The sequence below is a fragment of the Leifsonia xyli subsp. xyli str. CTCB07 genome, from assembly GCF_000007665.1.
Taxonomy (GTDB): domain Bacteria; phylum Actinomycetota; class Actinomycetes; order Actinomycetales; family Microbacteriaceae; genus Leifsonia; species Leifsonia xyli_C.
Genome location: NC_006087.1, coordinates 329662 through 355280, shown reverse-complemented (window position 1 = coordinate 355280; position 25619 = coordinate 329662). Strand labels below are relative to the sequence as shown.

Here is a 25619-nt window from a genome sequence, read left to right as displayed (position 1 = left end):
GAGCGGTGATCGAGACGAACATCAAGGGTAGGGCTGTGGGAGGCAAAGCCCGGGCGGCGAAGATGAGCGCCGCGGAGCGCTCCGAAAGTGCGAAGAAAGCCGCCGAGGTGCGCTGGAGCAGCGAACCCGTGCGCGAGGTGCTTGCAGGCTCACCGGACCATCCGCTCCGCATTGGTGAAGTGGAGATCGAGTGCTATGTGTTGGATGACGACACCCGCGTGATAACCCAGGCGAGCATGCTGACTGCCATTGGTCGGTCGCGACGCATTCCCGGTGCAGAAGGAGCTTCAGTATTGGATCATTCGGTTCGTTCCGAACCTGACGCGCGGTGAGTTCCACAACATCGGCATTGTCGCCGGACACGATGGCGGCGATTGGGCAGCTCAATTCGACATCCAGCTTGGGAGAGCAGCGGCCGGGTTCAGCGGCGATCTTCGCGACCTTCGATCATGGATTCGCTGGTTCGAACGTCAGATCACAGCGAGGCCGGATGCGCTCTTTGATGTTGGAGGGGTCCCGGCGACAGCATGGATAGAACCCTTCGCTCTCGCCAAGGGTCGTCCATTCAACTCTCTGCCCCGACGCCGGTGGACGTCGAGACGCTCAGGAAGCCGTCGATCTGCTCTTCCCTCACCTGGTGGAACGTGAGTCCACAAGGCACCGCAGCAGCGTGACACGACGCACGATGCGCGCCGATGTTCAAGATACCTTCACGCACCAGTTCGGTATGGTCGTCGATCGGGACTTCTATATGACACCCCGTGTCGCAATTGCAAAGCAACACGGCCTATTCGACGTTGCGACCGTCGGCGGCAGGCTAGCGCTCGCAAACGTGTGGGCCTTCAACGTCATGAGCCTGGATACCCTTCAGCGCGACGTATACTCCTGGAACTTCATTGTGTCCAGGGTGCGTGAAGATGGGGCAGAGGTCTCATTCGGAACACGAACTCGACAAATCGCGCGCTCAGACGTCCCGATTAGAGTCATCATCGACCCACCACAAGTAAATTCTGGCCAACGCGGGGAAATCTACGAGGCTGCGCTCGAGCAATGGGAGCGATCCAAAGTCGAGATCCGCACACTCAAAGAGTTTCGACAGGAACCAGACCAACTGCTTCCCGCCCGATGACCGGAACCACTTCCTGCAGAGCCTGCAGAGCCTGCAGAGCCTGCAGAGCCTGCAGAGCCTGCAGAGCCTGCAGAGCAGCTAAACCGCCCCGGCCCACCCCTCACACGAGGCGGTAAGCCGGGGCGGTTTCATCGTTAGTCGGGTAGAAGAGAAGCACAATCCGGTCGTGCCGCGAGCGGCGGCCACAGAGATGGTGAAACTCACCCTAGAAATGAAGAATTGGAAAGAAAACTTTCACTAGATGTAACTAGCTGTTGCTTTTCACCGGATCACAGTTTCGTTACGAGGGAGCCAAGTCATACCTGTTATTGGTTTCCGAAATGAACTCCCCAGCGCTAACGTAAATCATGTATTGGATGTGGGAGCCAAATCGTACCTGTCATTGGTTTCGACCATGAACTCCCCCGCGCTGATATAGGTCATGACACCGGGACGGGTGATGCCATAATTCGATGTGTGTACACCGTACACAAGACCGTCTGGGGTGTAGACAGGGCATCCTGAATCACCCAGGGCGATTGGAGTCCCCGCTGTGATTGCCCCGTGCTCACCTGCATAGGTGATCAAATGAGTGGGAAGCTGGTACTTAGACCAGGTGCAGTTCACATCCGTTGTGATAACGCTGGTACAAAAATTCGCCACACTGTCGGGGACTCCGTCTCGGAAATTGGTGATGGGAACACCCCCAAGCCCACCCGCTCGGAGGTTGTATGTCAACACCTGGCCTATAGCGCGCGGTGTGATACGGTGCGAAAAAATACAATGCGGACCGTAGGGCGCAATATAACAAACGTGTATCCGCTCTGACAGCGGAGGAACTTCGATAATCAATAGGTCAGATATTGTTGACTTCCAGCTAACCTGACCAATATCGTCCCCGTTCACCTTCACATGGTCGCCAACGTTACCACAGTGACCAGTGGTGACCACATAGCGGGTTGCCTTATGATAGGTATTCCAACTTCGCCCATCTTCCGTTCTTCTTCACCACAAAACCAGCCGTACAGCTGCCGGTGGGGAACTGCAACTCTGCCCCCCATCACGGGGGTGGTCATACGCTCCTGTTGTATCGCGGAGGCGGGCGCTTCGGACGCGAGCACCGCACCAGCCACTAAGACCACCGCCATCCTCATCTGTCCCAAAAGTGGTCAGAACAGAACCGCCTACCTCACTTGAGATCAGCGCATCCCCCACACCATGGAAAAGACTCGCCGGGATACCCGTCGTATCGACCGCTTCGCCCGTTACCGGCCCAGGCGGATCAAAGGAAAACTCATCACTATCCTGCTGATCAGAACCCGACTGATCACCCGCAACAAAATGACGAACCGGGCTCGCCTGCGCACCCGAAGCCACCACACCGCACATCCCGGTAACCGCGAGAAGAACAGCGGCAACCCGAGAGGAACCCATCCTCTACCTACCCTATGCAACACAATAACCCCTTCCCGAAGAGCCAAGAAACCGAACCGCAACCCGGTCCGCCCCAGCCAACCCAACTCTGCGCGCCGAATATCCCACCTCATCACCCCCCACGGCAAGACCAAAACCCGAACCGGACACACCCACGTCGTCTCCAATAGGTGGGAACCACTGAGGGTTTGATGACTCCCTATCTGTGATGACCGGCGCGCGGGCAGGGTGACACGGCGGCGGGTCGGGGTCAGAACAAGAACTGCTGCACGCCTTTTGCATCCCGAATGTCGCGCCGAAAAATCACGAGCTCGCTGGCAGGTCGTTCCGCTGCCGCTCTGCTCGGCGTTCGTGGAACTACGCGACAGGCCAGACCTCCCGCGGTGTGCTCACACCCGTTATATTATAACAGCGAAAAGCACATTCACACGAGGACACCACCACCGGGCATACCCACACACTCCACACACCCCCGCCCACACCCGACAAGGCTGCCACCTCAGGGAGAGCTTCACTGAGCTATGTGGGTAGTAATGTGGGGATCATACCCATCAATTCCTTGCCAATAAAGGGAACTGAACCACTCACCGTCTCCGCGAGTCAGAACGCATCCGGCCGCGCGAACTCCGCCCCTGTGTCCCGCGCTTCCGGGTCGACCCGCGAACGCACCAGCGGCAGCGTCCGCGTCACGGCGGTGGCGATCCGCTCGAGCAGATCGTCCGAAGCAATGGCATAGTCCTCGAAATCCGCCTCGCTCGCGTAGATGCCGAGAGGCAGGGTGAGCGACTGGAAGAAGCCGAAAAGCGGGCGCATCTGGTGCTCGACGAAGAGAGCGTGACGGTCGCTGCCGCCGGTCGCGGTGAGCACGACAGGCTTGTCCAAGAGGGCGTACTGGTCGATGTGGTCGAAGAAGAGCTTGAAGAGGCCGGTGTAGGTCGACCGGTAGGCGGGTGAGCCGACCACGATGATGTCAGCCGACTCCACCGCTTCGAGGGCGGCGAGGACACGCGGGCTGAGGTGGCTGCGGAACGGGCCGACGCCCAGGTCGCCGAGCAGCGGGGCGAGTCCGATGGCGTTCGGGGTGCCCCCGGTCGCGTCGGCGAAGGCACGGGTCACCTCATCGACGAGGACAGTCGTGCGAGACGGCGTCGTGAGGCTGCCGCTGACGCCGACAACGGTGGGTGCGTGTGCCATGCCGGGGACCGCCTTCACTGCTGACAAAGCTGGGAAACGCGGCCAACGCTACCCCGGGAGTCCCGATGCCGCTCCGCGCCGCGTCACGGACCGTCATGTGGCGGGGTAGAGCTCCGCCACGATCTCCAGCGAGCGGATGCGGCCCTCGATGGTGGCGGAGGAGGAGACCATGAGCTCGTCCGCCCCGGTGGAGGCGAGAAGGGCATCCAGCCGGGCCTTGACCTCGGCGGGGACGCCGATCGCCTGGCAGGCATTGCGTGCGGCGATGAACTCCTCCTCCCGCAGGGTGAAGTCGTGCGCGAGCGCTTCCTCGACATTGACGGGCTCGGGTTTCAGTCCCTGACGCAGCCGGGAGGAAAGTGAACTGTTCAGGGAGGCTGAGCGCTCGCACGGTGTCGGGGTCCTCGTCCGAGACAACGGTGACCGCGATCATGGTGCGAGGTTCGCTCAGGGTGTCGCTGGACTCGAAACCGGGAGCGGTACACCTCGAGTGCGGCCTCGGTGTTCTCGCCGGCAAAGTGATGGGCGAAAGCGAACGGGAGGCCGAGAGCCGCCGCGACCTGTGCGCTGTAGCCGCTGGAACCGAGAAGCCAGATCTGCGGGACATCGCCGAGGCCGGGGACGGCGGTTATGCTGCCACAGAGGGCACGGACGGCGCCGAAGTGCTCGGCGACGACGAGCGGTGCGTGGTTCGGCAGTATGACACCGCCGGACGCGACACGGATGCGCTCGGTCGCGGCGGCGATTCCCGCGATGAGGACAGCGGGAGCGCTGGCGGCGATGGCCGGCATCCCGTGGTTCTCGGCGACCCAGAAGCGACCGTAGCCGAGGCGTTCGGCAGCCTGCGCGAGCCGGACGCTACCGGCAAGCGCGTCAGCGTTGGTTCCGCGATGGGCCAGATCGATGCGGCCGCCGGAGAGGTCCAGACGGCGGGCGTCCGCCTCCGTCGCGACGCCGATGAGCGGTCGGACGGCCTCCGAGGCGACCATCTCGCTCGCGGTCGCGACGGTCCGCACCGCGGTGAGGTTGGCCCCGATCCACGGAATGCCCTCCGCCACCCGCCAGAGCGGCAAGCGCCACCACGGCAACGAGGACGGAACGCCGCCGGCGCGGCTCACGAGGAGACTCCGCCGGATGCGGCGGCGGCTCCTTCTGCGAGAGACCGATCACTATGAGGGCATGGGTAATAAATCCTCACTTTTGTGAGGCTGCCCCCAAACGGGGCCACCGGGGAGAGCGGCGCTGATGGCCCGCTGCGGTTCGCGGAAAAAAGAACCGCTAGCGCCCGAGCCCGCGGTACTCCCATCCGGCAGCGCGCCACGCGACGGGATCGAGGGCGTTCCTGCCGTCGATCACGCGCCGGTGTGCGACCAGCTCACCGAGTTCGGCGGGGTCGAGCCCGGTGAACTCCGGCCACTCCGTGATGAGGACAACGACATCGGCCCCGGCAACCGCCTCGTGCGCGTTCGCAGCGAAGGTCAACTGCGGAGCCCGGAGGCTCGCATTCGGAACGGCCTCGGGGTCCGTCGCGATCACAATCGCTCCCCGGGCGGCGAGCCGGGTCGCCACGTCCAGCGCGGGCGAGTCGCGGATGTCGTCCGAGTGCGGCTTGAAAGCGAGCCCCAGCATACCGACGCGAACGCCCTCCACTCCCCCGGCGACCTCCGCGACGAGATCGACCACACGGGCGCGGCGGCGCAGATTGATCTTGTCCACCTCGTCGAGGAAGCGCACGGCGTCGCCCTGTCCGAGCTCCCGGGCACGGGCGCTGAAGGCCCGGATGTCCTTCGGCAGGCAGCCACCGCCGAAGCCGACGCCGGCGTTGAGGAAGCGCCGGCCGATGCGTGCGTCGTGTCCGATCGCGTCGGCCAGCCGGGTCACATCCGCTCCGGCCGCCTCGGCGATCTCGGCCATAGCGTTGATGAAGGAGATCTTGGTCGCGAGAAAGGCGTTGGCCGAGACTTTCACGAGCTCGGCGGTGGCGTAGTCGGTCACGATGACCGGTGTTCCAGCGCCGACCGCACGGGCGTAGATCGCGTCCAGGATGCGCGCGGTGCGCTCCCCGGCTTCGCCCGGCGGGACACCGTACACGAGACGGTCCGGGCTGATGGTGTCCTTGACAGCGAACCCTTCGCGGAGGAACTCGGGGTTCCAGGCGAGCGTGACCTCCGGCGCGCGCTGCGCGACCAGCTCGGCCAGCCGGGCGGCCGTGCCCACCGGGACAGTGCTCCTGCCGACGATCAGATCGCCCGGTTTGACGCACTCCAGCAACGAGGCGAACGCGGCGTCTACGAAACGCATATCGGCCGCGTCTCCCTCGGCCGACTGCGGGGTGCCCACGCCGACGAAATGCACCTCGGCCTCGGCGACGGCCGAGAAGTCCGTCGTGAACCGGAGGCGTCCACTGGCGGTCGCGGAGGCGAGCACCTCGGGCAGTCCCGGCTCGAAGAACGGCGCGCGCGCCTCGGACAAGGCCGTCACTTTGGCCTCATCGACGTCAACGCCGATGACGGTGTGGCCCAGGTCAGCCATCGCAGCGGCGTGGACAGCTCCCAGATAGCCGCAGCCGATCACGGAGATTCTCATACTGTTGATCTTTCGTTGCTGTGGAGGGGATCAGGTGAAATCGGGGTCGGGTTCGCTGTCGTACACTGTCACGACATCGACAGGCCAGCGCCGGCGGCCATTGTTAAGCACACCACGGCTCTCGTGCAGATAACAGGACCCGCAGAGCGATTCGTAGCCCACCGAAGCGCCGTCGATGGCGACCTGGGCCGCCGTCGAAGACGAAGACGCTGTCGATTTTGCGCGCATTGAAGATCGCCTTGCGCCCGCAGCGACAGATCGTTTTCAGCTCCTCGAGGCTGTGCGCGACCTCGAGAAAGCGCCGGCTGCCCGGGAAAGCGACGGTCTGGAAATCGGTGCGGATGCCGTAGGCGAGAACCGGGACATCGTCCAGAAGCGCGATCCTGAGCAGATCGTCGACCTGCGCCTCGGTGAGGAACTGCGCCTCGTCGACGAGCACGGCGCTGATATCGCGATCGAACCGTTCGCGGATGCGGTCGCGGTGCTGCTGGAAAGCGCCGTACGAGTCCGTCCCCGGCGCGATCAGGTAGTCCACCTGGCGGGTCACGCCCAGGCGCGACAGAATGCCCATATCGCCTTTGGTGTCGATCGATGGCTTTGCCAGAAGCACGCGGTGTCCGCGCTCCTCGTAGTTGCACGCTGCCTGGAGCATGGCCGTGCTCTTGCCGCTGTTCATCGCGCCATAGCGGAAATACAGTTTTGCCACGTCCCGATCCTAGGCGGTCGAGGCTGACGCTCCTCCGGTGGTGTCTGAGGCTCAGGTCAGGTAGCCGTCTTCCGCCGCGCGGCGGATGAGGTCAGCGCGCGAACTTGTCGGCCGGCCGGCCTTCCCGTACTTCTCTCGCACACGGCGCAGATACGTTTTGGCGGTCTCGTACTGCACGCTCATCGCCTGAGCGACCTCGGAGGTCGTGCGACCGTCGGCGTAGAGAAGCAGCGCCTGCCGCTCCCCGTCGCTCAGCCGGGGCCGCACGGCTCCGGGCGCGGGCGGGGCCGGGCGCCAGGCCACCGGCGCAGCCCCAGACGAGCCGCCGCCCGGGGCCTCCCAGCCGACCGCGCGGCGGCAAGGAGGCCGCTCATCGGCTGAGATTTCAAGACATAGGCGATCGCGCCCGCGGCGAGCACCGCCGCGCGATCCTCCTGGGTGTCGACCGCGGTCAGGACGATCACTTTGGCCCCCAGCGGCCCGGCAGGTGCGCGCACAAGCGCCGATGAAGATGGACTCGCGCAATTGCAGGTCCATGATCACGAGGTCGGTGGGGAACGCGTGGCTATGGACCAGTTCCAACCAGCTCCCGGCACGGAGCACAAGGTCGAACTCGGGAGCGTTCTTCTCGATCCAGGTGGAGAGGCTGTCGAGCAGGATCTCGTGATCGTCGAGGATGGCGAGCCGGACCATTGGCGAGACGGGGGCGGCTAGCGGCGGGGGTGCGGGGACGGTGCTCATCGTATCGGTGTCCCCGGAGAGGCGATGCGGACAGTGAGCCCGAGCGCGCGCCCTGTGCCGTCGTCGAGTCGCGCCAGGATGTCGCGGTCGCCGGAGAACTCCACGGAGAGCCCTTCGTCGCGGTCGTCCTCGATCGCATGTCTGCGCGCGAGCAGAGCAAGCAGCACGATCATCGGCGCCGGCATCAGCAGCGTAATCCCAGAGGAGGGGCTAGTCCCGGCGTCCAGCCCCGGAAGCGGCACAGTGGCCGCCGCCGCAAGGCAGGCGATGCCCGCCCAGCGAACGGCCGTCGCGATCGGCCGCGAACGGGCCGCGCAAGCGAGATGACCGGGCAGCCCCAGGGACAACCGCGTTCCTTCCCACGAGACCGGCCGGCCAACCAGCGGGCTCCTGCGGCGGCTCGACCTCCCGGGGGAGAGTATGGCAGGTCACCGCGTGACTGTGTACCCGAACAAAGACGTTTTCTGCACGCGGATCGGAACAGTGTCCGGATCAGAACAGCGTCGGCTGCACGCCGAGCGTCATGAGCCCCGCGACGCCGGGCACTTCGCCCGCTATCGCCGCCCCGGCGAACGCGCGCCGCTCCCCCTCGCTGTCGCGCAGCGTCCGGAGCGGCTTGATCCGGGTGGCCAGCCAGCGCCGGTACTCCTTCGGCGCATACGTGCCGCGCCCATACATCGCCCGGTATTGCGGCAGCAGTTCGGTATGCTCGCGCCCGAGCCAGAGATAATACCACTCTTTCACGCCCGGATTCAGGTGGAGGGCTGAGTAGAGCACGCTCGTCGCACCCGCGTCTCTGGCCTGCCGGAGTGCGCGGTCGAGGTTTCCACGGGTATCGGTGAGGTAGGGGAGGATCGGCATCAGGAACACCGCGCAGTCGAGGCCGCGATCGCGCACGGCCGCGACCGTCGCGAGGCGAGCCTTGGTCGTCGGGGTCCCCGGCTCGACCGATTGCTGCAGTTCGTCGTCGTACACCGCGATCGACAGCGCGAGGTCCACCGGCACCCGCGTCGCCGCGTCGGCGAGCCGGTCGAGGTCGCGGCGGAGCAACGATCCTTTCGTGAGGATGCTGAACGGAGTGCCGGAGCTGGCGAGCGCGTCGATGATGCCCGGCATCAGGGCATAGCGCCCCTCCGCCCGCTGATACGGATCGGTGTTCGTTCCGAGTGCGACCGGGTGCCGCCCCCAGCTCGGTCGTGCGAGTTCCTTCCGGAGGACCTCGGCGACGTTGACCTTGACGATGATCTCCTGGTCGAAATCCTTTCCCTGGTCGAGGTCGAGGTAAGAATGCGTCGGCCGGGCGAAACAGTAGACGCAGGCGTGCGAACAGACCCGGTACGGGTTGACCGTCCAGCCGAAGGGCATCGGGCCGCCTCCGCCCGGGACCCTGTTGAGCGCCGATTTGGCGAGAATCTCGTGAAAGGTGATGTTTGCGAACTCGGGCGTGCGCACCGATCGGACGAAAGCGCTCAGCCGGGCGAGCCCGGACAACGCGGCCGGCGTCTCCGCCGTGAGTTCTTGGCCGCTCCATCTCATGACGCTATTCGAACATATGTTCTAATGATGGTCAAGCGCTGGGGCTCACCAGCCCTCTGGCGCCATGCGAACCAGCGGCCCGAGACACACCCTCCCCGGCCACCGCGCCCGCGAAACCACCGACGCGATCGGCCGGCATGGGGGGCGACCGAACGGCCTACTGCGCGAGCTTCAGCACAGCGGCGGTCCGCTTGAGTACGAACTCAGCCTCCTCGGGCCGGTCGTTGAGCGTGGTGCCGACGGTCGGGATGAGTTCTCTCAAGACCGGCAGCCAGCCCTCGAACCGCTCCGGGAAGCAGCGCTTCAGCAGATCGACCATGATCGGCACGGCGGTGGATGCGCCGGGCGAGGCGCCGAGCAGACCCGCGATCGAGCCATCCGCCGCCGCGATGACCTCCGTGCCGAACTGCAGCACGCCACCCTTCCTCTCGTCCTTCTTCATCACCTGGACGCGCTGACCGGCGGCGATGAGCTCCCAGTCCTCCGACTTCGCTGTGGGCATGAACTCACGCAGGGCGGCCAGCTTCTTCTCGCGTCCGGCCATCAGCTCGCCAATGAGGTATTTCATGAGGTCGAAGTTGTCGCGGGCGACGGCGAGCATCGGGCCGATGTTGCCCAGGCGGATCGAACCGGGGAGGTCCCACCAGGTGCCGGTCTTCAGGAATTTGGGGCTAAACCCGGCGTACGGGCCGAAGAGCAGCGACGTCTCGCCATCCACGACGCGGGTGTCGAGGTGAGGCACCGACATGGGCGGCGCGCCGACGGCCGCCTTGCCGTAGACCTTCGCCTTGTGCTGGGCGACGATCGCCGGGTTGGTGGTCCGGAGGAACTGCCCCGAGATCGGAAAGCCGCCGAAACCCTCGATCTCCGAGATGCCCGACTTCTGCAGCAGGTGCAGAGCGCCGCCGCCCGCGCCCACGAACACGAACCGCGCGAGCGCCTCGCGCGGAGTGCGCCCAACCTCATGCCGGGCGCGGATGCGCCACAGACCGTCCTTGGTACGTTTGAGGGAGCACACGCGGTGGTTCAGTGCGAGCTCTGCGCCGCTCGCGACCAGATCGTCCACGAGAGCGCGCGTGAGCGCCCCGAAGTCCACATCGGTGCCCGCCAGCTGGCGGGTCGCCGCGATGCGCTGCTTGCGGTTGCGCTTCTTCGTCAGCAACGGCGCCCACTCGGCAATGGTCTCAGCGTCCTCGCTGTACTCCATCCCCGCGAAGAGCGGCTGGTCTTTCAGTTCCTCGTAGCGGCGGCGGAGATATCGAACGTTTTCCCGGCCGCGCACGAACGTCATGTGCGGCGTCGAGTTGATGAAGGTCTGCGGCTCCGGCAGGTCACCGGCGGCGACCAGGCTGGCCCAGAACTGCCGGCTCAGCTGGAACTGCTCGTTGATACTGATCGCCTTCGCGGGGTCGACTGTGCCGTCCTCCGCTTCGGGCATGTAGTTCAGTTCGCAGAGGGCGGCGTGGCCCGTTCCCGCGTTGTTCCAGGGATTCGAGCTCTCCTGGGCGACCTCGCCGAGGGACTCGTAGATCCGGATGCTCCAGCCGGGCTGCACACGCTGGATCATGGCCCCCAGCGTCGCGCTCATGATGCCGCCGCCGATCAGGACGACGTCGATGGGATCGTTGCTCACCCGACAATCCTACGGGGCGCGGGGAGGCCCCACCCGTGCCGTCAGAGACCCTCTCGATGCAGAAACCCTCGCAGCCTCGGAAACCGGCCGCGACCGGCGCGGAGCCGAGCGGCGCGGAGCCGACCCGGCCCCGCCAGCGGCTCGGGGTCAGACGCCGACCGACGCGGTCAGCCGTTTGGCGACGAGTTCGGCGATCTGCACCGCGTTCAGCGCCGCTCCCTTGCGGAGGTTGTCGCTGGAGACGAAGAGCGCCAGACCGCGGCCCTCGGGAACGCCTTCGTCGCTGCGGATGCGGCCGACGAAGCTCGGGTCCTGACCGGCCGCCTCGAGCGGAGTGGGGACATCGGCAAGCCGGACGCCCGGGGCGTCCGCGAGCAGCTCGGCGGCCCACTCGGGGCTGATCGGGTTCGCGAACTCCGCGTTGATTGAAAGTGAGTGGCCGGTGAAGACCGGGACGCGCACGCAGGTGCCGGAGACCAGCAGGCCCGGCAGATCGAGGATCTTCCGGCTCTCGTTGCGGAGCTTCTTCTCCTCGTCGGTCTCGTTGAAGCCATCCGCCACGAGGGAACCGGCGAGCGGGATGACGTCGAACGCGATCGGGCGGACGTATTTCACCGGCGCAGGCAGCTCGACGGCGGAGCCGTCGTGGACCAGCTGCAACAGGTTCTCGTCGGCCGCTGAGGCGCGGATCTGCCCAGCCAGCTCCTCCGCACCGGCGAGACCGGAGCCGGAGACCGCCTGATAGGTGGAGACGACCAGGCGCTCGAGGCCGGCTTCGTCGTGGAGGACCTTCAGCACCGGCATGGCCGCCATCGTGGTGCAGTTCGGGTTCGCGATGATCCCCTTGCGCGCGTCGGCGATGGCCTCGGGGTTCACCTCGGAGACGACCAGCGGGACATCCGGGTCCAGACGCCAGCCGCTGGAGTTGTCGATGACGATGGCGCCGGCCTCCGCGAAGCGCGGGGCGTGCGCCCGGGAACCGGTCGCACCGGCCGAGAAGAGTGCGATGTCGATGCCGGAGACGTCGGCGGCCTCGACATCCTCGACCGCGATGTTCTCACCGCGGAACGGCAGAGTCGTGCCCGCCGAGCGGGAGGAGGCGAAGAACCGGACGCTCCCAACCGGGAACTCGCGCTCGTCCAGCAGACGGCGTATCACCGCACCCACCTGGCCGGTGGCGCCGACGACGGCGATCGAGAGTCCAGCGTGCTCGCTCATGGAGAGGCCCCTTCGGGTCGAGTGTTCAGATGGTCGGACGGGAAACGCACGGCGCGACTTCCCGGGAGGGGTCGTCAGCGGCCGGTGCCGGCGTAGACGATGGCCTGCTGGTCGCCGTCGAGCCTGAAGGCGCTGTGGACGACACGAGCGGCCTCCGCCACGGTGTCGGCGCAGGTCACGACCGAGATGCGGATCTCGCTGGTGGAGATCATCTCGATGTTGATGCCGGCGTCGAAGAGGGCCTCGAAGAGCTTGGCCGAGACACCGGTGTTGGTGCGCATCCCGGCGCCGACCAGGGCGAGCTTGCCGATCTGGTCGTCGTACTGGAGCGACTGGAAGCCGACTTCGTACTTCTCCGCCGTCAGGGCGGTCAGCACGCGCTGCCCCTCCGACTTCGGCAGCGTGAACGAGATGTCGGTCAGGCTGGTGGCCGCCGCGGAGACGTTCTGCACGATCATGTCCACGTTGGCGTTCGCCTTGGCGACGATCTTGAAGATCTGCGCCGCCTTGCCAGGGACGTCGGGAACGCCGACAACGGTGATCTTCGCCTCGCTCAGATCGGTGGCGACTCCGGCGATGATGGGCTCTTCCACAATTCCATCCTTCTTCGCGGCGGCCGCCGCGGCTGCTTCGTTGAGGACATACGTGCCCTCCCGGTTCGAGAACGAGGAGCGCACGTGCAGAGTCACGTCGTGGCGGCGGGCGTACTCCACCGCGCGAATGTGCAGGACCTTCGCGCCTGCCGCCGCCAGCTCCAGCATCTCCTCGCTGGTGATGCGGTCGATCTTGCGCGCGAGCGGAACCTGCCGGGGGTCGGAGGTGAACACGCCATCCACATCCGTGTAGATCTCGCAGACCTCGGCGCCGAGCGCGACGGCGAGCGCGACGGCGGTGGTGTCGGAGCCGCCGCGTCCGAGCGTCGTGATGTCGCGGGACTCCCGGCTGAAGCCCTGGAAGCCCGCGACGATCGCGATGGCCCCCTCGGAGAGGGCGTCCTGGATACGGCCGGGCGTCACGTCCACGATGCGCGCGGAGCCATGCACCGCGTCGGTGATCATGCCCGCCTGGCTGCCGGTGAACGACCGGGCATCGGAGCCCATGCTCTTGATCGCCATCGCGAGGAGCGCCATCGAGATGCGCTCGCCCGCGGTAAGCAGCATGTCGAGTTCGCGGGGGGCCGGGATCGGCGTGACCTCGTGTGCGAGGTCGACCAGCTCATCGGTGGTGTCCCCCATCGCGGAGACGGCGACAACGACTTCGTTTCCGGCCTTGCGGGTCTCGACGATCCGCTTGGCGACGCGCTTGATGGATTCGGCGTCGGAGACGGACGAGCCGCCGAATTTCTGCACGATCAAAGCCATGGCACTCCAGAATTCACGGGAGTTCCCATCCTACCGGCCGGGGATATGCCGGGGCGTTCATGTGACGATGACGTCAGGAGACCTGACGCCGGCCCTCGAACGCGCGGCCGAGGGTGACCTCGTCGGCGTACTCCAGATCGCCGCCGACCGGCAGACCGGAGGCGAGGCGCGTGACGCGGACCTCCAGCGTGGTCAGCAGACGGCTGAGGTAGGTCGCCGTCGCCTCGCCCTCGAGATTGGGGTCGGTCGCGATGATGACCTCCTGAACGGTCCCGTCGGCGAGACGCTGCACGAGCTGCCGGATGCGGAGGTCGTCGGGACCGACGCCATCGATCGGGCTGATGGCGCCGCCGAGGACATGGTAGAGCCCCCGGAACTCGCGCGTGCGCTCGATGGCGACGACATCCTTCGCTTCCTCCACGACACAGATCAGCGCCGGGTCGCGACGCGGATCGCGGCAGATAGAGCAGGTGGCCTGCTCCGAGACATTGCCGCAGATCTCGCAGAACCGCACCTTGTCGCGCACTTCCAGCAACACCTCGGCCAGGCGGGTGACATCGAACGCCTCGGTCTGCAGGATGTGGAACGCGATCCGCTGCGCCGACTTCGGCCCGATCCCCGGAAGGCGGCCGAGCTCGTCGATCAGCTCCTGGACGATGCCCGCGTACACGGGCTACCTCATCCCCGGGGTGGCTGGAGCAGGCTGCTCCTCGAGGAAGGTCGCCCCCAGGATCTCGCGGACGACGGCCTCGCCATAGCGCTGCGGGGCCTGGAAGGCGGGGGGCCGGACGCCGGTGGACGGTGCGCGGACGGTGCGCGGGGCCGGAACGGTGGACGGAGCCGGAGCCGAGCCAAGAGGAGGAGGGGGGGCACCCGCCCCGCCTTCGCCGGGCTCCTCCGGGACGTCCGGCTCGAACGGCGGCTCGGTCTCCTCCGGCGGCACATCGTCGGATAGAGGCGTGCCACCGCGGGTCGGGCTGTCGGCCCGGGATGCGGCCGGAACAGCGGCGGGCCCGGGCCGTTCGAGGGTCACGACCGGGGACGCCGCCCCCACCGGTTCCGCGACGGGGATGGCGACGGTCGCCCACTCCGTCACCGGCCTGGAGGACGGCGCGGCGGCCGAGCGCGATGCCGCCCCGGCGGCTCCCGACGCCTCCGCGGCAGCGGTCGCTGCGACACCGGAGCCGGAGGTCCCGGGGGGAGCCGTCGCCGACGGCGATGCACCGGGCGCCGACCGTCCCGAAACCGGCGATCCCGAGGCCGGCCCCTCGAAGGCGAGCCGATCGGGAACGCCGGCCGCCATTCCCCCGCCCCCGTGCGGCGCACCGCCGGGGCCGTCCGCCCCGGGCCAGGTCTCGGCCGCAGACGCCGCTGGCTCACCCGGGCCCGGCGAGCCGGAACCGCCGTCAGCGCGGGCGATGAACTTCACCCGGATTCCCAGGATGTCGACGATGGCCTGGCGGAGGTACTCGCTGACGCCCTGGGTGCCCGGCGCCGGGGGCTGCCGGAAACTCTGGACGTCATTGTCGCTCGGGAAGGACAGCGTGAGCACATCATCGCTGAGGGCACGCACCTGTGCGGTGAAGACGACCATCCAAGCGCTGCGCTTGGCGCGCTGGACGGCATCCAGAATCTGCGGCCAGGAGTCCTTGACCTGCTGCGTCGTCACCGGGCCGATGGACGGGGCGGACTCCGGCTGTGGTTCCGCCACCGCATCCGACTCCGGTGCGGCTTTCTCCGCCCTCGCAGGCGGCTCCGCTCTGGGAGCAGGCTCCGCCGCGCGAATCGCTGGGGGCTCCGGCGCGGGCGCGCTGCGGGCCGCCGCCGCCGTGAGTGCCGCCCCCCTCGCCGGTCCGCCGCCCGCGGCGTCGCTCACTCCCACCCGGCGCTCCAGCCGCTCGACCCGGGCCAGCGCACCACGCTCGGTGTCATCGCTCGACGGCACGAGCACGCGGGCGACCATGAGCTCCAGGTGCAGGCGTGGCGAGGTCGCGCCGGTCATCTCGGTCAGCGCGGCGTTGACGATGTCGGCGCAGCGGCTGAGCTCGGCCGCGCCGAACATCATCGCCTGCCTGCCCATCGTGTCCAGCACGTCGGCGGGGACGCCGCGGAGGACAGCGGCAGCGCCCTCGACGCTGGTCGCCGCGACGACGATCAGGTCGCGGAGGCGTTCGAGTAGGTCGTCCACGAAGCGGCGCGGGTCCTGTCCGGTCTGGATCACGCGGTCGACGGCCGCGAAGGCCCCAGCCGCATCCCGGGCAGCGATCGCATCCACGACTTCGTCGAGCAGGGCCGCGTGCGTGTAGCCGAGGAGGGCGACGGCCCGCTCGTATTCGATGGAACTGCCCTCGGATCCCGCCATCAGCTGGTCGAGCAGCGAGAGCGTGTCGCGCGGTGAGCCGCCGCCGGCGCGAACAACAAGCGGGAGCACGCCGGGCGCGACGGTGATCCCCTCGCTGTCGCACAGGGTCTGGACGTACTCGAGCATCAGCGCGGGCGGGACGAGCCGGAACGGGTAGTGGTGCGTCCGGGAGCGGATAGTGCCGATGACCTTCTCCGGCTCCGTGGTCGCGAAGATGAACTTGACATGATCCGGCGGCTCCTCAATGATCTTCAGCAGCGCGTTGAAGCCCTGGGGCGTGACCATATGGGCCTCGTCCAGGATGAAGATCTTGTAGCGGTCGCGGGCCGGGGCGAAGATCGCGCGCTCGCGGATGTCGCGGGCGTCGTCCACACCGTTGTGACTCGCGGCGTCGATCTCGACCACGTCGAGCGAACCGCCGCCGCCGCGGCTGAGCTCGACGCAGCTGGGGCAGACGCCGCACGGGATGTCGGTGGGGCCCTCCGCGCAGTTGAGGCAGCGGGCCAGGATGCGCGCGGACGTGGTCTTGCCGCAGCCGCGCGGACCGGAGAACAGGTAGGCGTGGTTCACCCGGTTGGTGCGCAACGCCGTCGTGAGCGGATCGGTCACCTGCGACTGGCCGATCATCTCGGCGAAGGTGTCTGGCCGGTAGCGGCGATAGAGAGCGGTGACCACCCACACATGCTACTTGGCACGACCGACAGTGGGGTCAGCCTGATGAGACCTGCCGGCATCGCCCCCCAAGGGAGCCTGACCCGTTTCGCGGGCACCCCGCCCTCAACACATTCGCGATCACCTTCGCGGGCCGGTTCGAAAGAACCACTCACTCATGAACCGCCGAGCCCCACACATCCCTTTAACGGACAGACCCTCCGACACGGACGACGACACCGAGTGAGCGCCGAGCGCACCCGACACAGCAGGCCGCGCCGGCGCATCCCGAGGCCGGACCGCTCAGCCCGCGGCGACCGCCTGAAGCGCTTGCCGCGCGATCTCGAGCTCCTCGTTCGTCGGCACGACCAGGACCGTCACCGGGGAGCCGTCCGCCGAGACGATCCGAGCGCCCGGCGACCGGGCCGCGTTCCGCTCCGGGTCCAGCTGGATGCCGAGCACGCCCAGTCCCTTGCACGCGGCCGCGCGCAGATCAGGATCGTTCTCACCGACACCGGCGGTGAAGGTCAGCGCGTCGAGGCCGCCCAGCAGTGCGGTGTAGGCGCCGATGTAGTGCTTGAGCCGGTGCGCGACGGTGTCGAGCGCGAGCCGGGCCACCGCGTCACCGGACTCCGCCACCCGACGCACATCGCGCATATCGCCGTGGCCCGTGAGCCCCAAGAGGCCGCTGCGCCGGTTCAGAAGCTCATCCAGCTCGTCGATGCCGAGGCCGGCGCGGCGGGACAGGTGGAACAGCACCGCCGGGTCGATGTCGCCGGAACGCGTGCCCATCACGAGCCCCTCGAGCGGCGTCATCCCCATCGAGGTGTCGATCGAGCGGCCGCCGTCGACCGCGCAGGCCGAGGCGCCGTTGCCGAGGTGCAGCACGATCTGCTTGAGCTCGCCGAGCGGGCGGCCGAGCAGCTCGGCCACCGCTCCCGAGACGTACTTGTGGGAGGTTCCGTGGAAGCCGTAGCGGCGCACACGGTGCTCCTCGGCGAGCGCCGCGTCGATCGCGTAGGTATACGCGGCCGGTTCGAGGGTCTGGTGGAACGCCGTGTCGAAGACGGCGACGTGCGGCACCGCGGGGAAAGCCTGGCGGGCGGCGCGGATGCCGTCCAGGTTCGCCGGGTTGTGCAGCGGGGCGAGGTCGGCCAGGTCGTCGATGTTGGCCTCGACCAGGGGCGTCACGATGGTGGGCTCGAAGAAGCGCTTGCCGCCGTGGACGACCCGGTGCCCGACAGCGTCCAGGGGATGCTCGACCAGGCTCGACCCGTCGGTCCCGAAGGCCGCCAGCATCGCGCGGAAGGCCGCGGTGTGGTCCGGGATGACGAGCGTGTACTCGGCGGAACCGCCCGGCCCGCGGTGGCGGATGCGCCCCTCGCCCTCCCCGACCCGCTCGATGAGGCCGGTCGCGAGCGCTTCCTCGCTCTTCGCGTCGATCAGCTGGTACTTGAGCGACGACGAGCCGCTGTTGACGACGAGGACGGCGCTCACGACAGGGCCGCCTGGATGGCCGTGATCGCGACCGTGTTGACGATGTCGTCCACCGTCGCCCCGCGCGAGAGGTCGTTGATCGGCTTTCTGAGGCCCTGCAGCACCGGGCCGATGGCGACGGCCCCGGCGCTGCGCTGGACCGCCTTGTAGGTGTTGTTCCCGGTGTTGAGGTCCGGGAAGACGAACACTGTGGCGCGGCCGGCCACCTCCGAGCCGGGCATCTTGGCGGCGCCGACCGCGGCGTCCGCGGCGGCGTCGTACTGGATCGGCCCGGCCACCGGGAGCTGCGGCGCCCGGTCGCGGACGAGCGCCGTCGCGGTGCGCACCTTGTCCACATCCGCCCCCGTGCCCGAGTCGCCGGTCGAGTAGGAGAGCATCGCCACCCTCGGCTCGATGCCGAACTGGCCGGCGGTTCGCGCCGAGGAGACCGCGATGTCGGCGAGCTGCTCGGCGGTCGGGTCCGGGATGACCGCGCAGTCGCCGTAGACGAGCACCCGGTCGGCGAGCGCCATCAGGAACACGCTCGACACGACCGAGACGCTCGGGCTGGTCTTGATGATCTCGAACGCCGGGCGGATGGTGTGCGCCGTCGTGTTCGCGGCCCCCGACACCATGCCGTCGGCGAGCCCAGCGTGGACCATCATCGTGCCGAAGTAGGACGGGTCCGTCACCGTGTCCGACGCCTGATCGACCGTGATGCCCTTGTGTGCGCGCAGTTCGGCGTACTCGTGCGCGAAGCGCAGCCGCAGCACATCGTCGAACGGGCTGAGCACCTCCGCGCCGGAGATGTCCAGACCGATCTCGATCGCGCGCGAACGCACCTCGAACGGCTCGCCGAGGATGGTGAGCCGGGCCACACCGCGGGCAAGCAGGGTCGCAGCGGCGCGCAGGATGCGGTCGTCCTCCCCCTCCGGCAGCACGATGTGCTTGTCGGCGGCGCGGGCGCGCTCGATCAGGTCGTACTCGAACATCAGCGGCGTCACGACCTCGTGACGGGTGACATCGAGGCGCGCGAGCAGCGCCCCGGCATCCACATGCCGCTCGAACAGGGCGAGCGCTGTGTCGTACTTCCGCTGCGAGTCCGCGGCCAGCCGGCCGCGCGCGTGCGTGATGCGGACCACCGTCTCGTAGGTGTCGAGCCACGTGTAAACGATCGGCAGCGGCGAGCGCAGACCCGCCAGCAGGCGCTCGATCGGCTCGGGCAGCTCGAAGCCGCCGTTGAGCACGATCCCGGCGACAGAGGAGAACGTTCCGGACGCGTTCGCCATCAGCACGGCGAGCAGGACCTCGGTGCGGTCGCCAGGGACCACCACGACCGCCCCCTCCACCAGACGAGGCAGCACATTGTTCATCGACATGCCCGCCACGACCACGCCCAGCGCCTCACGCGCCAGCAGCTCGCGGTCGCCGGCGAGCAGCTCGCCGGCGGTGACCTCCATGATCGAGCGGATGCTCGGCGCGACGAGGAAGGGGTCTTCCGGGATGGCCCACACCTGCGGCCGGGCGCCCTGAGCCGGGGCACCCGCGGCCACCGCTTCGCCGACCGCTTCGACGATCGTCTCCAGCCGATCGCTGTCCGCGCGGTTCGCGACCACCGCGAGCAGTCCGGCGTGCTCGGCGCGAAGCTCGGCGACGGCGAGCTCCGCCAGCTGCCGCAGCTCCTCCGGAGAGCGCGGGTCAGCCTGCCCGAGACGCTCCCCGAAGCCCTGGCCGACCCGTCCGCCGAGCACAAGCAGCGCCGGGGCGCCCAGATTCGCGGCGATACGCGCGTTATAGCCGAGCTCGGTCGGGCTGCCGACATCGGTGTAGTCTGAGCCGAGGATGACGACGGCGTCGGCTTTGGCCTCCACAGCCCGGAACCGCCGGACGATTTCGCCGAGCGCCGCGTCCGCGTCCGCGTGGACGTCCTCGTAGCTGACGCCGACCGCCTCCTCGTAGCCGATCTGCGCGGTCACGCGAGTGAGCAGCAGATCGAGCACGTAGTCGCGCTCGACCGTGGAGCGGGCGATCGGCCGGAACACCGCGACCCGTTCGACCGAGTGCCGCAACGCCTCCAGCACGCCGAGAGCGACCGTCGATTTGCCGGTGTGCCCCTCGGCCGAGGTGATGTAGAGCGACCTTGCCACGTCAGCTGGCCCTTTCGATCGTCCCGGGGGCCGCGAGCCGGCGCCCGTGCTCCGGCGGCAACTCGGCCGTCGTGTGGTCTTCGCTCGGCCCGGTGGCGTTCATGGTGATGGTCAGTCCTCCGTCATAGGGGATGCGATCGACTGTGAACGACTCCGGATCGAGCACGGCCGGGAACCCGGCGGGGAACGCGCCGGCCGGCAGCTGCCCCATGATTGCCTGTCCGGTCATTCCTGCGCCTCGACTCGTCGGAACTTCATTCTAAATAATGTAGAATAGCGGCGTCGCCGTCCACACTCTACGCGGTGTGCGCGACCGTGAAATGTACGGAAAAGACCCCCCACGCACCCGCCAGAGCCCGGTTACCCTTGCTGCGTTTCCACCCTGGGGGAGTTGGCCTGGATGGCGCCACGTGGGGAGCCGACGATCAGTGTAGCGGGTCCGGCTGGGAGGGCCGGCAGCGAGCACCACCCAGCGTCCGCTAAGATATTCGGAGCCGTCACCGCCAGGTGGGGGCGACCCAGGAGAATTCGCCTAGTGGCCTATGGCGCACGCTTGGAAAGCGTGTTGGGTGCAAGCCCTCGGGGGTTCGAATCCCCCATTCTCCGCCCAGAGCCGAGGGAGCCACGGGGCACGCGCCCCCGCACCAGCCAGCCAGACCGCACCCACCCCGTGGGCCCCAGGCTCCGTCGCAGATGTTACATACTGACCATGACTAAGAAGATGTTCGCGCAGCTGTGCGCCACCGGGGCGATCGCTGCGGTGACCCTGCTGATCGGCAGGAACATGCACGACACCGCCACGGTGGCGCTGTTCGCGGTCGGGGTGCTCGCAACCCTCCTGTCGGCCTTCCGGGTGCACTCGCTGCGGGCACGAGAACTCGCCAAACGACGCCGCCAAGACCCTGTCCCCAAAATACCACTACCGGGCCGGGGGCCGGTCCATCAGGCTCGTAGCGATGAGCGGACGGAAAAAATCGGACGGAGCACAGAGACGCTGCGAGTGACGGTGCTGCATCCCTTCCAGCGCCTGTACGTCCGCGGCCTGGTGGCCGCTCTGGCGCTGACCACGCCGGTTTTCGCCCAGCTCTACTGGCTGACTGTCCCCGACGGCCCCTGGCTGGCGGTGCTCCTCGCGCACATCGTTGTGACCGGTCTCACCGCCCTGGGGGCCTACGCCTTCTTCAGCACCCGCATCACCCTCGGTCCGGATGGGGTCAGCGAGCGCCGCTTCTTCGGACGGACGGTGCTGACGCGACCGGGCGATGCCGACGCGATCCTGCTCGTTCGCCTCTACGATGGAAACGCGCTCGACACCCTGCCGGAGCTCTTCGTGACCGGACACGGCGGCCGGCTGCTCATCCGCATGCGCGGCCGGTTCTGGTCGCTGGAGGACATGGAGCGTGTGGCCGAGAAGCTGGATGCTCCGGTCACCCGCACCGAGAAGCCGATGACGCGCACTCACCTCCGGCGAAACTCCCCGGAACTCCATTGCTGGCTCGAGCGCAGGCTCCACCGGAGCTGAGCAGCCGCGGCGCGACCCGGCCACCGCTCGACGTCGTGGAGGCGGTGACGAGGCTGAGCGAGCTGGGCGCTTATGGGCTCACCTTCCACGATGACGACCTGTTCGCGTTCGGCTCGGCCGACGCGGAGCGGCAGAAGCAAATCGACCGGCTGAAGCAGGCGCTCGCGGACACCGGGATCATCGTGCCGATGGTCACAACGAATCTGTTCAGCGCCCCGGTGTTCAAAGACGGCGGCTTCACCTCCAACGACCGCGCCGTGCGCCGGTTCGCGCTGCGGAAGGCGCTGAGGAACCTCGACCTCGCCGCCGAGCTGGGGGCGCAGACGTTCGTGCTGTGGGGTGGCCGCGAAGGGGCGGAGTACGACTCCGCGAAAGAAATCCGGATGGCGCTGGAACGCTATCGCGAGGCCGTCGATCTGCTCGGCGACTATGTCACCGGCAAGGGCTACGGCATCCGGTTCGCCCTGGAGCCGAAGCCGAACGAGCCGCGCGGCGACATTCTGCTCCCGACCATCGGCCACGCGCTCGCGTTCATCTCGTCGCTGGAGCGGCCGGAGCTGGTGGGGCTCAACCCGGAGGTCGGGCACGAGCAGATGGCCGGGCTCAACGCCGCCGCCGGAGTCGCTCAGGCGCTGTATCACAGCAAGCTCTTCCACATCGACCTCAATGGGCAGCGCGGCGTCAAGTACGACCAGGATCTGGTGTTCGGGCATGGCGATCTGCAGAACGCCTTCGCCCTGGTCGACTTGCTGGAGAACGGCGGCCCGGCCTACGGCGGCCCGGCCTACGACGGCCCGCGCCACTTCGACTCCCAGACGCCCGCACCGAGGACGTCGCGGGCGTCTGGGAGTCGGCGGCCGCGAACATGCGCACCTAACCTGCTGCTGAAGGAGCGCGCGGCGTCGTTCCGCGCCGACCCCGACGTGCAGGAAGCGCTGGCCGCGTCGCGCGTCGCGGAGCTGTCGCAGCCGACACTCGGCCCGAGCGAGAGCTACGGGGACCTGCTGGCCGACTGCAGCGCGTTCGAGGACTTCGACGCGGACGCCTATTTCGGTGGCAGGGGCTTCGGCTTCGTGCGGCTTCAGCAGCTGGCCCTCGAGCATCTGCTCGGCGCGCGCTGAGCGGCCTGCTGTGACGCTGGTCGCGGGGGTCGACTCCTCGACGCAGAGCTGCAAGGTCGTCGTGCGCGACCTCGGTTCGGGCACACTCGTGCGCTCCGGACGGGCGGCGCATCCCGGGGGCTCCGAAGTGAACCCGGCGGCTTGGCGGTGCGCCCTGACCAAGGCGGTCTCAGCGGCGGGCGGGCTGGACGACGTGGCCGCGATCTCGATCGCCGGGCAGCAGCACGGGATGGTCGTGCTGGACGCCGACGGCCGCGTCATCCGCGACGCCCTCCTCTGGAACGACACCCGCAGCGCCGCAGCCGCGCGCGACCTCATCGCGGAGGTGGGAGCCGGCGCCTACGCCGCCCGCGCCGGCGTCGTGCCGGTCGCATCGTTCACAGCGACGAAGCTGCGCTGGCTGCGGGACGCCGAACCGGAGAACGCCGGGCGCGTCGCGGCCGTCGCCCTCCCCCACGACTGGCTGACCTGGCGGCTGCAAGGGTACGGCCCCGCGGACGAGAGCCCGCTCGGGCCGGACCTCGAAGCGCTGACGACCGACCGCTCCGACGCGAGCGGCACGGCGTATTGGAGCTCGGCGAGAGGAACCTACGACCTCGACCTGTTCGAGCGGTCGCTCGGTCGGGCCGGCCGGGAAGCCGGATACCCCGGCGACGGCGTCGTCCTGCCGCGGGTGCTCGGTCCGGCCGAGAGCGCCGATTGCACCCCCGCCGGGGCACACGTCGGGCCGGGCGCCGGCGACAACGCCGGCGCCGCACTCGGGCTCAGCGCTGCGGACGGCGATGTCGTCGTCTCGATCAGGACGAGCGGCACGGTCTTCGCGGTGACCGGGACGCCGGTCTCGGACGCCAGCGGGACGGTCGCCGGATTCGCCGACGCGAGCGGCCGGTGGCTGCCGCTGGTGGCGACCCTCAACGCCGCACGCGTCCTCGACGCGATCGCAGGCGTGCTCGGCGTGGACCACGCCGGTCTCTCCGCCCTCGCTCTCAGGGCCGAACCGGGTTCGGGCGGGGCTGTCCTGGTGCCGTACTTCGAGGGCGAACGAACGCCGAACCTGCCAGACGCGACGGCCAGCGTCCACGGTCTCACTCTGGCCTCGACCCGGCGCGAGAACCTGGCCCGCGCGGCGATCGAGGGGATGCTGTGCGGACTCGCCGACGGGATCGACGCCCTCCGGGCGAGCGGCGTGCGGGAGCGGCACGTCCTGCTGATCGGCGGCGCCGCGCAGAGCCCGGCCGTCGCGACGATCGCGGCTCAGGTGTTCGACGCCGTCGTCGTCGTGCCGTCGCCGGGCGACTACGTCGCGGACGGCGCCGCCGTCCAAGCGGCGTGGTCCCTCACCGGGCAGCGTCCGCGGTGGGCGGTCGCGATGTCCAGGACGTTGTGCGTGGACACGCGCACGGTCATCCGCGAGCAGTACGCGGCGGCGCGAACGACGGGCTGACACCCGGCCGGACGAGTTCATGATCGTCCACGGGTCAGCCGCCGCGCTCCATGCCGCCTTGCCGGTGGCGACATGGAGCACGGCACCGCCCTAGCAGACGGCCTGATATTGGGCGTAGAAGACTTGACGTGTGGAGGAGCTGTCGACGTTCGCGTCGAATGCGGGCACGTTTTCGGCGATCACTCCGCCGAGGGTGTTGTAGAGGCGTCCGGTCTAGGAGAGGAACACGACGACAGACGACCCGTTGGAGGCGGCGCGGATCACGGTGACGAGGCCCACATTGCGGGCGATCTGCGTGGATGTCACCTGGTCGGCGTTGCCGTCCCAGATGGTGCCGTCCTTCTTGGAGTAGAAGATCCTGCGGGAACCGTCGTAGTTGATCCGCGGGGCGAAGGCTGCGATGTTCTCGGCCAGGCAATCGCGACCAGTCACCGGGCCATCAGAGGGCCTTCGTGCGCGTTCAGGTCGAACTCACCGCCCATGACCGCCTCGATTCGGATCGGATGCGACTCAACCAAGTCGATCAAATCCTCCAACTCCCCCGGACGCCGGTACAAGCGATCCACATGCCACACCACCACCCGCGATGGCCCCGACCCCACCCGCTCAGCCAGTCCAGCCCCTTGCTGCGGCACCGATATCGATCTGGTCAACGACACAACAACCACCTCCATAAGAATCAGGTGCGTCACACCAACCAAACCGACGAAACGGCGGCTCTCTCCTCACACGGGCACAGGATCGAACTGCCCAGCCGCACCGCCCGGTTTGCGAGAAAGAGCATCCTCCCCGAAATCCTTTGCGTCTCCCGGTGTCTTCCTCTGTGTAAGGGATCGCGCCGCCCGTTCCCAGAGGAGGGACACCATGAGCACACCGATCATCGTGGACGAGGACTACACCACAATCCCGTACCTGCGGCAGGGGCAGCGGATCAATCTGATCCACTGGCGCCGAATCGACGAACGCTGGACGTACGAGACGATGCATGGAAACTATTGCGGGCGCAACCAGTCCAGTTGGCTGCTCGAGGTCAACGGCGAGACCTGCTCCGTCTCCCGTGCGATGTGGGCGTTCTTCACCTAGACCGACCGGGGCGCTGCTCCGACGGCGCCATGACTCTGCGGCCACCGGTCTTCTTCCCGGAACGCACAGACCGGGCGCCGAGCACGATCTGCCCGGGTTCGCCGTCTTCGCCGAGCCGGTGGCGCCGGCCCTGAGCGGCGTCGGCTCGGTTACGGCGCGAGATGGACCCGGAAGCGTCCCGGGGGGATCGTCTCGGGAGAGCGGCGCCATCCGGTGGCGGATCATTGTTCGCGTGGTTTGATATCGTATTTTACGTACTGCATTCGGGTTGTGGGGGTGGTTGGTGTCGGGCGATG

Annotated in this window: 25 protein-coding genes, 1 tRNA gene and 1 other RNA gene; 8 read left to right on the top strand and 19 right to left on the bottom strand. The window is 68.0% G+C overall.

Annotated features, from left to right (window positions below; translation table 11 throughout):
- The first annotated feature begins 5 nt into the window (after positions 1-5).
- From LXX_RS14025 to LXX_RS14020, 3 genes are read left to right on the top strand one after another with little or no spacing between them, the layout of a single operon-like run.
- On the top strand, positions 6-332 hold the full coding sequence (locus tag LXX_RS14025) for a hypothetical protein (RefSeq protein ID WP_141692895.1): 327 nt from the start codon (positions 6-8) through the stop codon (positions 330-332).
- Positions 274-648, top strand: coding sequence for a DUF3037 domain-containing protein (locus tag LXX_RS16490; RefSeq protein ID WP_176714804.1), 375 nt, complete (start codon positions 274-276; stop codon positions 646-648). Before LXX_RS14025 ends, LXX_RS16490 begins: the two co-directional genes overlap by 59 nt.
- A gap of 37 nt (positions 649-685) precedes the next feature.
- Positions 686-1129: a hypothetical protein gene (locus tag LXX_RS14020; RefSeq protein WP_141692894.1), complete on the top strand. Its 444-nt coding sequence runs from the start codon at positions 686-688 to the stop codon at positions 1127-1129.
- A gap of 2013 nt (positions 1130-3142) precedes the next feature.
- Here the strand turns inward: LXX_RS14020 and msuE are convergent.
- The 17 genes from msuE to ffs all read right to left on the bottom strand — a co-directional run bounded on the left by msuE (position 3143) and on the right by ffs (position 20576).
- Positions 3143-3736 (bottom strand): FMN reductase, encoded by a 594-nt coding sequence (gene msuE / locus LXX_RS01680; RefSeq protein WP_041766992.1) that lies wholly within the window; start codon positions 3734-3736, stop codon positions 3143-3145.
- A 93-nt stretch (positions 3737-3829) separates the two neighbouring features.
- Positions 3830-4153, bottom strand: a complete 324-nt coding sequence (locus LXX_RS15175; protein ID WP_223227691.1) for a hypothetical protein — start codon at positions 4151-4153, stop codon at positions 3830-3832.
- On the bottom strand, positions 4105-4854 hold the full coding sequence (locus LXX_RS15170; protein WP_223227690.1) for an LLM class flavin-dependent oxidoreductase: 750 nt from the start codon (positions 4852-4854) through the stop codon (positions 4105-4107). Before LXX_RS15170 ends, LXX_RS15175 begins: the two co-directional genes overlap by 49 nt.
- A gap of 160 nt (positions 4855-5014) precedes the next feature.
- Positions 5015-6322: a UDP-glucose dehydrogenase family protein gene (locus LXX_RS01670; protein WP_011185370.1), complete on the bottom strand. Its 1308-nt coding sequence runs from the start codon at positions 6320-6322 to the stop codon at positions 5015-5017.
- A 103-nt stretch (positions 6323-6425) separates the two neighbouring features.
- On the bottom strand, positions 6426-7028 hold the full coding sequence (locus LXX_RS01665; protein WP_011185369.1) for a thymidine kinase: 603 nt from the start codon (positions 7026-7028) through the stop codon (positions 6426-6428).
- A 51-nt stretch (positions 7029-7079) separates the two neighbouring features.
- The gene (locus tag LXX_RS01660; RefSeq protein WP_223227689.1) at positions 7080-7769 is read right to left on the bottom strand and encodes a response regulator transcription factor; all 690 of its coding nucleotides are present in this window, start codon (positions 7767-7769) and stop codon (positions 7080-7082) included.
- Positions 7766-8116, bottom strand: a complete 351-nt coding sequence (locus tag LXX_RS14015) for a hypothetical protein (RefSeq protein ID WP_141692893.1) — start codon at positions 8114-8116, stop codon at positions 7766-7768. The genes LXX_RS01660 and LXX_RS14015 overlap by 4 nt, the downstream gene beginning before the upstream one ends.
- Before the next feature lie 145 nt (positions 8117-8261).
- On the bottom strand, positions 8262-9305 hold the full coding sequence (locus LXX_RS01650; protein WP_011185367.1) for an Rv2578c family radical SAM protein: 1044 nt from the start codon (positions 9303-9305) through the stop codon (positions 8262-8264).
- 157 nt (positions 9306-9462) lie between these two features.
- Entirely contained in the window at positions 9463-10938 is a 1476-nt protein-coding gene (locus LXX_RS01645) for a malate:quinone oxidoreductase (protein WP_011185366.1), read from the bottom strand.
- Positions 10939-11085: 147 nt separating this feature from the next.
- Entirely contained in the window at positions 11086-12156 is a 1071-nt protein-coding gene (locus tag LXX_RS01640; protein ID WP_011185365.1) for an aspartate-semialdehyde dehydrogenase, read from the bottom strand.
- Positions 12157-12230: 74 nt separating this feature from the next.
- Positions 12231-13517, bottom strand: coding sequence for an aspartate kinase (locus LXX_RS01635; protein WP_011185364.1), 1287 nt, complete (start codon positions 13515-13517; stop codon positions 12231-12233).
- A gap of 73 nt (positions 13518-13590) precedes the next feature.
- Positions 13591-14187, bottom strand: a complete 597-nt coding sequence (gene recR, locus LXX_RS01630; protein WP_011185363.1) for a recombination mediator RecR — start codon at positions 14185-14187, stop codon at positions 13591-13593.
- Positions 14188-14190: 3 nt separating this feature from the next.
- Positions 14191-16554, bottom strand: a complete 2364-nt coding sequence (locus LXX_RS01625; RefSeq protein ID WP_041768062.1) for a DNA polymerase III subunit gamma and tau — start codon at positions 16552-16554, stop codon at positions 14191-14193.
- 279 nt (positions 16555-16833) lie between these two features.
- Positions 16834-18027: an acetate/propionate family kinase gene (locus tag LXX_RS01620; protein WP_011185361.1), complete on the bottom strand. Its 1194-nt coding sequence runs from the start codon at positions 18025-18027 to the stop codon at positions 16834-16836.
- The gene (gene pta, locus LXX_RS01615) at positions 18024-20153 is read right to left on the bottom strand and encodes a phosphate acetyltransferase (RefSeq protein WP_011185360.1); all 2130 of its coding nucleotides are present in this window, start codon (positions 20151-20153) and stop codon (positions 18024-18026) included. The genes LXX_RS01620 and pta overlap by 4 nt, the downstream gene beginning before the upstream one ends.
- Before the next feature lies 1 nt (position 20154).
- A complete protein-coding gene (locus LXX_RS01610) occupies positions 20155-20382 on the bottom strand; it encodes a hypothetical protein (protein ID WP_011185359.1) in 228 nt (75 codons plus the stop codon).
- Between the two features lie 97 nt (positions 20383-20479).
- Positions 20480-20576, bottom strand: an RNA gene (gene ffs / locus LXX_RS13250) — signal recognition particle sRNA small type.
- Between the two features lie 98 nt (positions 20577-20674).
- Between ffs and LXX_RS01605 the strand changes: the two genes are divergently transcribed.
- The 4 genes from LXX_RS01605 (at position 20675) to LXX_RS01590 (ending at position 24240) form a co-directional block, all read left to right on the top strand.
- Positions 20675-20759: transfer RNA gene (locus tag LXX_RS01605), tRNA-Ser, on the top strand.
- A 103-nt stretch (positions 20760-20862) separates the two neighbouring features.
- On the top strand, positions 20863-21675 hold the full coding sequence (locus LXX_RS01600; protein WP_223227688.1) for a hypothetical protein: 813 nt from the start codon (positions 20863-20865) through the stop codon (positions 21673-21675).
- Positions 21642-22796: a xylose isomerase gene (gene xylA / locus LXX_RS01595; protein ID WP_011185357.1), complete on the top strand. Its 1155-nt coding sequence runs from the start codon at positions 21642-21644 to the stop codon at positions 22794-22796. Before LXX_RS01600 ends, xylA begins: the two co-directional genes overlap by 34 nt.
- A gap of 10 nt (positions 22797-22806) precedes the next feature.
- Positions 22807-24240: a xylulokinase gene (locus LXX_RS01590; RefSeq protein ID WP_011185356.1), complete on the top strand. Its 1434-nt coding sequence runs from the start codon at positions 22807-22809 to the stop codon at positions 24238-24240.
- Between the two features lie 213 nt (positions 24241-24453).
- Here LXX_RS01590 and LXX_RS01585 read toward each other — a convergent pair whose 3' ends face one another.
- Together LXX_RS01585 and LXX_RS01580 are read right to left on the bottom strand one after the other, a co-directional pair.
- A complete protein-coding gene (locus tag LXX_RS01585; protein ID WP_011185354.1) occupies positions 24454-24672 on the bottom strand; it encodes a hypothetical protein in 219 nt (72 codons plus the stop codon).
- A complete protein-coding gene (locus LXX_RS01580) occupies positions 24669-24932 on the bottom strand; it encodes a hypothetical protein (RefSeq protein ID WP_041766987.1) in 264 nt (87 codons plus the stop codon). Before LXX_RS01580 ends, LXX_RS01585 begins: the two co-directional genes overlap by 4 nt.
- 172 nt (positions 24933-25104) lie before the next feature.
- Here LXX_RS01580 and LXX_RS01575 point away from each other — a divergent pair, with 172 nt between their 5' ends.
- Positions 25105-25323 carry a hypothetical protein gene (locus LXX_RS01575; protein ID WP_011185353.1) on the top strand — a complete coding sequence of 73 codons (219 nt, stop codon included), beginning with the start codon at positions 25105-25107 and terminating at the stop codon, positions 25321-25323.
- Positions 25324-25619: the final 296 nt, after the last annotated feature.